The 7,374-nt window shown below is 50.3% G+C and carries 7 protein-coding genes; 4 read left to right on the top strand and 3 right to left on the bottom strand.

Features of this window, described 5'->3' with window-relative positions; all coding sequences use genetic code 11:
- Positions 1–38: 38 nt before the first annotated feature.
- On the bottom strand, positions 39–416 hold the full coding sequence (gene mobC / locus HK11_RS01525; RefSeq protein WP_086553586.1) for a plasmid mobilization relaxosome protein MobC: 378 nt from the start codon (positions 414–416) through the stop codon (positions 39–41).
- A gap of 160 nt (positions 417–576) precedes the next feature.
- A complete protein-coding gene (locus HK11_RS01520) occupies positions 577–2,196 on the bottom strand; it encodes a DUF6538 domain-containing protein (protein WP_086553585.1) in 1,620 nt (539 codons plus the stop codon).
- Positions 2,197–2,778: 582 nt separating this feature from the next.
- On the opposite strand from HK11_RS01520, the gene HK11_RS01515 reads away from it, so the two are divergent.
- Entirely contained in the window at positions 2,779–4,101 is a 1,323-nt protein-coding gene (locus tag HK11_RS01515) for a YaaC family protein (RefSeq protein ID WP_086553584.1), read from the top strand.
- A gap of 233 nt (positions 4,102–4,334) precedes the next feature.
- Here HK11_RS01515 and HK11_RS01510 read toward each other — a convergent pair whose 3' ends face one another.
- Complete coding sequence (locus HK11_RS01510) at positions 4,335–5,774, bottom strand: site-specific integrase (protein WP_233133250.1); 1,440 nt, start codon at positions 5,772–5,774, stop codon at positions 4,335–4,337.
- A 264-nt stretch (positions 5,775–6,038) separates the two neighbouring features.
- Between HK11_RS01510 and HK11_RS01505 the strand changes: the two genes are divergently transcribed.
- From HK11_RS01505 to HK11_RS01490, 3 genes are all read left to right on the top strand, one after another.
- Complete coding sequence (locus HK11_RS01505; protein ID WP_086553583.1) at positions 6,039–6,329, top strand: type II toxin-antitoxin system RelE/ParE family toxin; 291 nt, start codon at positions 6,039–6,041, stop codon at positions 6,327–6,329.
- Positions 6,319–6,651 (top strand): HigA family addiction module antitoxin, encoded by a 333-nt coding sequence (locus HK11_RS01500; RefSeq protein ID WP_233133249.1) that lies wholly within the window; start codon positions 6,319–6,321, stop codon positions 6,649–6,651. Before HK11_RS01505 ends, HK11_RS01500 begins: the two co-directional genes overlap by 11 nt.
- A gap of 307 nt (positions 6,652–6,958) precedes the next feature.
- Positions 6,959–7,336 (top strand): plasmid mobilization protein, encoded by a 378-nt coding sequence (locus tag HK11_RS01490; RefSeq protein ID WP_086553582.1) that lies wholly within the window; start codon positions 6,959–6,961, stop codon positions 7,334–7,336.
- Positions 7,337–7,374 lie beyond the last annotated feature (38 nt).

Here is a 7,374-nt window from a genome sequence, read left to right as displayed (position 1 = left end):
GCTTTCCTGAATAATCACGATACAGCATCTCAGGACTTTCAGTGCAGGATCACAGCAGACCGTTCGCACCTGCGACGGGCTGAGGCTCTGCCAGAGCGGGAGAGAATTTCGTCACACTGCCTGATCAGCGTTTCAAGCTCGTCCAGCACGGCTCCGCAATGGACAGCATCGCCACAGTGGGCAGAGTGTACCAGCTGGTTGAGATTGTTGCCCGCACGGGAGAGTTGGCACCGTATCTCGCGCAGTTCGTCGGTAACGTGTAATCCGTCATGCCCGGCCAGTTCTGCACTGCTCAGGAGCAATCTGATCCAGTGGGCTGTTGTGGTATGACCGTGCTGATGGGCGATATGATTCCAGCGCTCCAGTTCACCAGGACTGGCTCTCACAGAGAGACGGGAAGTGCGAACAATCGACATAACAGAGTTCTCCTTTAAGGGGGTCAACGGGGGAAGAATTTCCCCCTTGCCAGATGCTCAGTGGGTAGCCACTGAGCACTGCTGGCTCCCTGTAAGGATAACCGATCAGGACAGACGATTTCCGAAGTTTTTTATCTTTTATGTCAAAGAGTGCAGAACGTCAGATTCCGCCCTTTGCAATAAGACACTCCGGGGGGTAGTGCAGGGCTTCGATCACCTGTTTCAGATTGGCGACTTCAATCCCGCTTGTATAGGTCATGGTGCCCTGCGATTTGTGGGAGGCTTCATGCCCGAGCACAGTATCAATCCAGAGTTCGCGGATATGGGCTTCCTGGTTTCTGAGCTTCGTGCTGACCGTATGACGGAAAGAGTGGAAGGTCACATCTTCAGGAATACCAATACGCTTTTTATGTTTTGAGAAAGCGCGTGCAAAATTATCCCCCCGTTCACCTGTTGATGACACTGTCAGATCAGGAAAGAGGTAATGCTCACCATTGTCCTGAAACAGATTCAGTCCCTTCATTCTGAGAAGGCCGGAGTGAACAGGAATAATGCGTGTACCTGCTGACGTTTTTGGTGACCAGCCCTCTTCGGGGTGAGGGCGGATATGGAAGCAGGGCACCCCGTCAATCACTTCAGTATCCTGACGTCTGAGGTTGCAGATCTCGCCCAGGCGCATGCCGGTAAACATACCAATGCTGATAATGCCAGCCCATGTGTTCTGCGATACCGCTGTGCCCTTCCACGGGGTGCGGGCAAGCAATGTCAGTTCATCATCAGTCCAGCCCCGGCGGACGATCTTTCTGGTGATGTTGAAGTCCCACCCGGCCCAGGGGTTGCGATCAGCCATATCCCGCTGCACCAGATGCATCCATAATGCGGAGAGGCGGGAGAAGTGGTTTTTAACAGTCTTCCCGCTGACGGTTTCCTGAGCGCGCTCGCGGGCCTGTGCGATCGCTTCACGGATGGGAAGGCCGGTTTTACCTTTGCCATGTGTGGCCGGGAGGCCGGACAGCAGATCGAAGAACTCACCGGCAATTGTGCCTGTGATCTGCCTGACCGGCATGTCCCCAAAGGCTTGAGTGAACAGCTCCACGGTTTTGCGTGTGGCTTTCTTTGTGTCCTCACTTTTGTCCCTGTCTGCAAAGACAAATTTCTCTGCCATCACGGACAGGAGCGGGGAGGCTGGTCTGGTGGCTCTGATGGGCAGTGTCGCTTCAGGCGGACTGTTTGCTGGTGCCTCCGCCAGACCCGCCGGGCGATGTTTGCCCAGATCGACAATCAGAGTGGACAGACTGCTGATCTGCTCGCGCAGCATGTCCTTCTCTTTTTTGCTCACGGCGCTGGCTGTAAAGACTTTCTGCATCATGTTCTGCAGGCGTGTTTCCAGTGTCCTGAGTGACTCTGTGGCAAAAGAGATGAAAGCCCCTTCCTTCTGCACCTGATCCATCAGGGTCATGGCGTGATCAGCCTGCAGGGCGCGTTTTTCAGCCCGAAAGGCCTCATCGGCAAGGGTAAGGAGTTCTTCCTGTTCCGCGATGATTTTGCCCTGTTCGGTCAGGAGAACAATCAGTTCTTCGCGTGACAGGCTGGTTTCCATCGTCTTTGCCTTCTCAAAAAGTGCGCCGGTTCTGGCGTAAAGGGCTGCTGCCCGTTCGCGGGCTACCAGCTTACTCTGAGTTTGCAGCGAGAGAGAAATTTCGGTTCGGCCCAGTCGGGCCTGAACGGCAACGGGCACAGCCCGGCGGAAGTGGTAGTGAGAGCCGATAAGGCGAAGCATGATGAGTTCCCGGTCCGGGAAGACAAACGGGAAAATCCCGCAGACCCGTCAGATCCTCATTTTACTGTTATATTTCAATTGGTTAGTGGTGCGAACTGCGGGACTTGAACCCGCACCTCTATGAGAGGAGAGTTTTGCAACACCCTGAAAAGACAGCGGATAATGACACGCGGTCTTCTGATTGAATTTTCTGTTTTTAATTCTGGTCAAACACTCTGGGTGCGTCAAGTATGCAAAGAACACAGACTGTCAGATGAGTGAAAATGAAGCCTGAAATTATGAAGTGAGATAACGGGAGCCAGCAGTGCTCAATGGCTACCCATTGAGCAGCAGGCAAGGGGGAATACTTCCCCCGTTGACCCCCTTATCTTTTTTGAGATCCGACCGCTTAGGGGGGGAAGCAGAGTGTCCGCTTTTGGACACGATTGATAGAAAGCGGTCATTAGTGCATTAAAGGTTACGACAGTTATACGTCTGTTGTTGTCTTTCAGACGTTACGACGAAAGGCCTAGGCTACTACAGGTGATAAGTCTTAACCCCGCTGACCATCGACACGACCGAATATTGGAGTGCTCCCCCCAAATGCTTGAAGAAATTTCTCAGGACAACCTTGCGCATATACACGCATCTAATCAGGCAATGTTCTCCATGGATCCCGATTACAATGCCCTCCTTCAAAAAAAGGACAATATCCTAGGCGAATGGAAGGCCTTGGAAAAAGACAAGCAAAGAGAATACGGTGGTTTGCACAAATTCGAAATTGAAAAAGCTCTGCCTGATCTCAAAGATCCTGCTCTCTTGCCCTCCAAGAATACGTATCTCCTGCATAATGAAATTAAAAGGCGTCTCTCTCGCGAAGATCCATTAAGCTTACTACCAATTGAACCACTTGATTTTGACGATGCGACTCTCGAGTTGGCCGAGAGTTTGGAGAATATTGCTGAAATCAGAGAGCTATATAAAATCAGAAAAGCATCAGTTGGCAGCAGTTCAAACGCGGGGATATCGGCGGAAGAAGCTGGGAAGATAAAAAATTGTTTTAACCAAGGGCGAGAACTTTTCCTTTCAGGGAGAAGTGGATCTTTGATGGTTAAGCCGCTTAATTTTTTCTATTCATTGACGGCTTATACATATGGCGTGATTATTTTAAATAGTCCTTTTCGTTATAGAAAAGATATGTTGCCAGGATCTCATGGAATGGCATATCTTCCAGCCACCATACAGGCGCAATTTGGCGGCGACAGCGCTCGTGGAACTTTTAGTGACTTAGTTAGTTCATTTCCAACTCATTTAGTTAAAGCTCCTGGGATTTCTTTTAACATAGATTGCTCCAATTCTCTGATGAGATTCTACGAAAATAAGTTCAATGTAAGTTTAGGTACTTTACTTAGCATGATACCTGAGATGTCCGAGTACTATAAGCTAACTACCGGAAATCCAAGTCGTTGCTTTCCGTTAGAAATTTCAAGTACAAACAACATTCGCAGTGTTACTTGGGAATTCCAGATCGGAAATGGCGAAACGCGCCCATCAAGTGCGTCAATCGAACAATCCTTCAATGGGTTTCAAGTAACTGAGCGGTTTGGAAAAACAATTGTGACGGTGCCAGCTGCCAGTTCATCTAAGCTAAATGCTATTATTTATACCGATCTCAGAGGAAAATTATGGTTTGTTGAAAATCCATTTTTCCCAATCATTCTACCCGAAATTTCCGTTCATTTCTTAATTACGAGCATATTTTCAAACATTATGAGATATCGTCCGGACGAATGGGGGAGTGTATTGTTAAATGAAGTTTCATCCAATATTTCTCTCCTCACAAGGCACTATTTTTCTTCTTTTCAAAGAAAATTCATGCTTTTGGTTCTGAGATCCTCTTCGAGGTTCATTCCCTATACAACATGAGATAACTGAATCGTTTATAAATTTGACGATTCCATGCTCCCTTTCCGGCTGCCTTTCGCAGTTAAGCGCTTCCGCTTTGCGAAGGGCATATCGACCTTCTTTATGTCCGGCATGAAGGCGTAAGCGGCCATTAAATGAAACCGTGTTTTTTGTGCTTGTGGGGGTCAACGGGGGAGGTTCCTCCCCCTTGCCAGATGTCGAATGGGTAGCCATTCGACACTGCTGGCTCCCCTTTAAAACGGTATCTTTTTGAAGGCTGTTTCCGGGTAGCTTATGGCTTCTACTGTCTGCCTGAGATTGGCTGTTGAAATGCCCGTCAGATAGGTTGTGGTGCCCTGACTTTTATGGGTTGCTTCGTGGCCCAGAAGATGGTCAATCCAGACCTCCCGGATATTGGCATCCGCATTTCTGAGCTGTGTGGAAACCGTGTGCCGGAATGAATGGAATGTTATTTCTGCTGGCAGGCCAAGGCGGGTTTTGAGTTGAGAGAAAGCCCTGCTCAGTGTGGCCCCTCTGTCTTTCTGCCCCGAGTTATCCAGTCCCGGTATGAGGTAAGCACTTTCTGTGTTGTCCCTGAGGGATAACACACCAGCTTTAATCAGCTTTGAATGCACGGGTATCACACGGGTGCCAGCCTCCGTCTTTGGTGCCCATCCGGTTTCAGAATGTGGTCTGACCATAAAGCAGGGAACACCTTCGATGGTTTGCAGGTCTTCTTTCCGTAGCGTGCATATTTCGCCCAGTCTCATGCCGGTATAGGCAGCAATAAGGGTGACCAGCCGGAAGGTAGGTTCAGGCACCAGAGAACTATGCCACGACGCGGAAGTCAGCAAAGCCAGCTCTCTGGCAGTCCAGCTTTTGCGTACGGTCCTGGGGGCACTCTCAAAGTGCCAGCCTGCCCATGGATTTTTTGCCACCAGTTCCCGTTGCACCAATTGGTTCCATAGGGCTGACAGGCGGAGCATGTGGTTCTTAACGCTTTTATTGCTTAGAGTGGGTAAACCGCCTTCTCTGGTTCTCTGCGCCTCCTGTTGCAGCGTCAGGCTGCTTTTGCCTTTGCCCAGGGTTGCAGGCAGAGCCAGAAGCAGGTCACGAAACGCTCCGGCCTGAGAACCGCCGATGTTACTGACAGGTGTATCCCCAAAAGCCCTGATATAGAGGGCAACCGTTCTTTTGGTTGCTTTTCTGGTGTCTGTACTGGCCCTGGGATTGCTCAGGATAAACTGCTCCAGGGCCTCTGAGAGCATGAGAGCTGAAAGTTTCTTATTTGAGCTGCGAGGTTTTCTGACGACTTTACGTGTCAGATTCCCTCGTGGTTTCATGGTCTTGCGTTTGGGGGCAGAGGTTGCCTCCTCTTCCTGAGCTATACCCTCAGGTTCCAGTGTAACTGGGCTCTGGAAGGTGAGAAGAGACGCCAGCTCCCTCTCTGAGAACCGGCCCTGCATAGCCCGTGCTTTATGGAAGACTTCGCCTGTGCGGGCATAGAGGGCAGCAGCCCTCTGACGGGCCAGAAACTTGCTGTCGGTTTGCAGGGAGAGGGAGATTTCCGTTTTGCCAAGACAGGCTTGCAGGGCGACCGGAACGGCACGGCGGAAGTGGTAGTGAGAGCCGATAAGACGCAGCATGTGAGTTCCCAGACTGGGAAGACCACCGGGAAAACCCCGTTCACGCATCACAATCCGGTTTTATGGTGTCTTTTCAGGGAATTAGCGCAAAAGTCTGCGGGACTTGAACCCGCACGCTTCCGTCGCAACGAACAAAGTAACCCATTGAAACAGAACGATAATTTCAGATGAAATCATCCTTCACATGGTGACTGCGGGTTCACTCTGCGGGCAAATAAGTGGAGCAGTCAAGAGAGTGAATGGCGGACTATAGATATTTTTGAACGTAAAGCACTTCTTGACGCGATTTGTGTAAAGTCATACGTTACATTTATGGAGATAGACAGTATCGCTCATAAAGGGCTCCGACGTTTCTTTGAAACGGGAAATGCAAAGGGAGTGGTTGGTGATATCAGCCGTTTGCGAAAAATGCTGGCCTTTATTGATGCTGCGGGTTCTCTGGAAGAACTGTCTGTGCCTCCAAACTATGGATTGCACCCACTAACAGGCGATCGGGCAGGCACATGGTCAATGACCGTTACGAAAAACTGGCGTCTGACATTCAGAGTGAGTGAAGCAGGCGCTCTTCTGGATATGACACTGGAGGATTATCATGGCTCTTAAAATGCACTCTTCTCTGGCAGTTCATGTAGGGGACTGGATAAAAACAGAATTGCTGGAACCTCATAACATTCGCGTTAATGCTGTAGCCGAGCATTTTGGTGTCTCTCGTCAGTCCATCAGTGCGCTACTGAATGGCCGGGCACGGTTATCTGCTGAAATGGCTATCCGTTTTGAGAAAGCTTTTGGTATTAGTGCTGAGACGTTGATGCGGATGCAGAGTACGTTTGATTTGGCACAAGCACGTATCCATGCTGGCGATCTTGAAATAAGTGGTTTTTTTGGTCAGGTTCAGAAACCTGTCGGAAATCGGGTTTCTCAATAGAGTATCTTTGCAACGTGTAGCTTTGTCAGATCAGGTGAGAAGTCCTGACTGGCGAGTAAGGCAAGCGAAGCTAAAGGGCAAGGTGACGCCAGAAGAACTGGAAGCCATCCGTCAGCGTGTCAGAGTGCTGGTGGGGTAAAGAGAACAGGTCTGTCGATAATTTTCAGGCTATTGAAGAAACTTCGGAAATCAGGTCTCTCAATAGAGTATCCTTACAGGGAGCCAGCAGTGCTCAGTGGCTACCCACTGAGCATCTGGCAAGGGGGAAATCCTTCCCCCGTTGACCCCCTTAAAGGAGAACTCTGTTATGTCGATTGTTCGCACTTCCCGCCTCTCTGTGAGAGCCAGTCCTGCCGAACTGGAGCACTGGAATCATATCGCCCATCAGCATGGTCATGCCACAACTTCCCACTGGATCAGGGTGCTCCTGAGCAGTGCAGAACTGGTCTGGCATGACGGATCACGTGTTCCCGACGAACTGCGTCGAATACGTCATCAGCTCTCCCGTACTGGTAACAACCTCAACCAGCTGGCACACTCTGCCCACTGTGGCGATGCGGTCCATTGCGGAATGGTGCTGGAGGAGCTTGAAACGCTGATCCAGAATCTTGACCGCCTTCTTTCCCGCTCTGGCAGAACCTCAGCCCGTCGCAGGTGCGAGCGGTCTGCTGTGATCCTGCACTGAAAGTCCTGAGATGCTGTATCGTGATTATTCAGGAAAGC

Source organism: Acetobacter sp. DmW_043, from assembly GCF_002153485.1.
Lineage (GTDB): Bacteria > Pseudomonadota > Alphaproteobacteria > Acetobacterales > Acetobacteraceae > Acetobacter > Acetobacter thailandicus.
The sequence above is the reverse complement of the archived record's forward strand: the minus strand, read 5'-3'. Positions and strand labels throughout refer to the sequence as shown.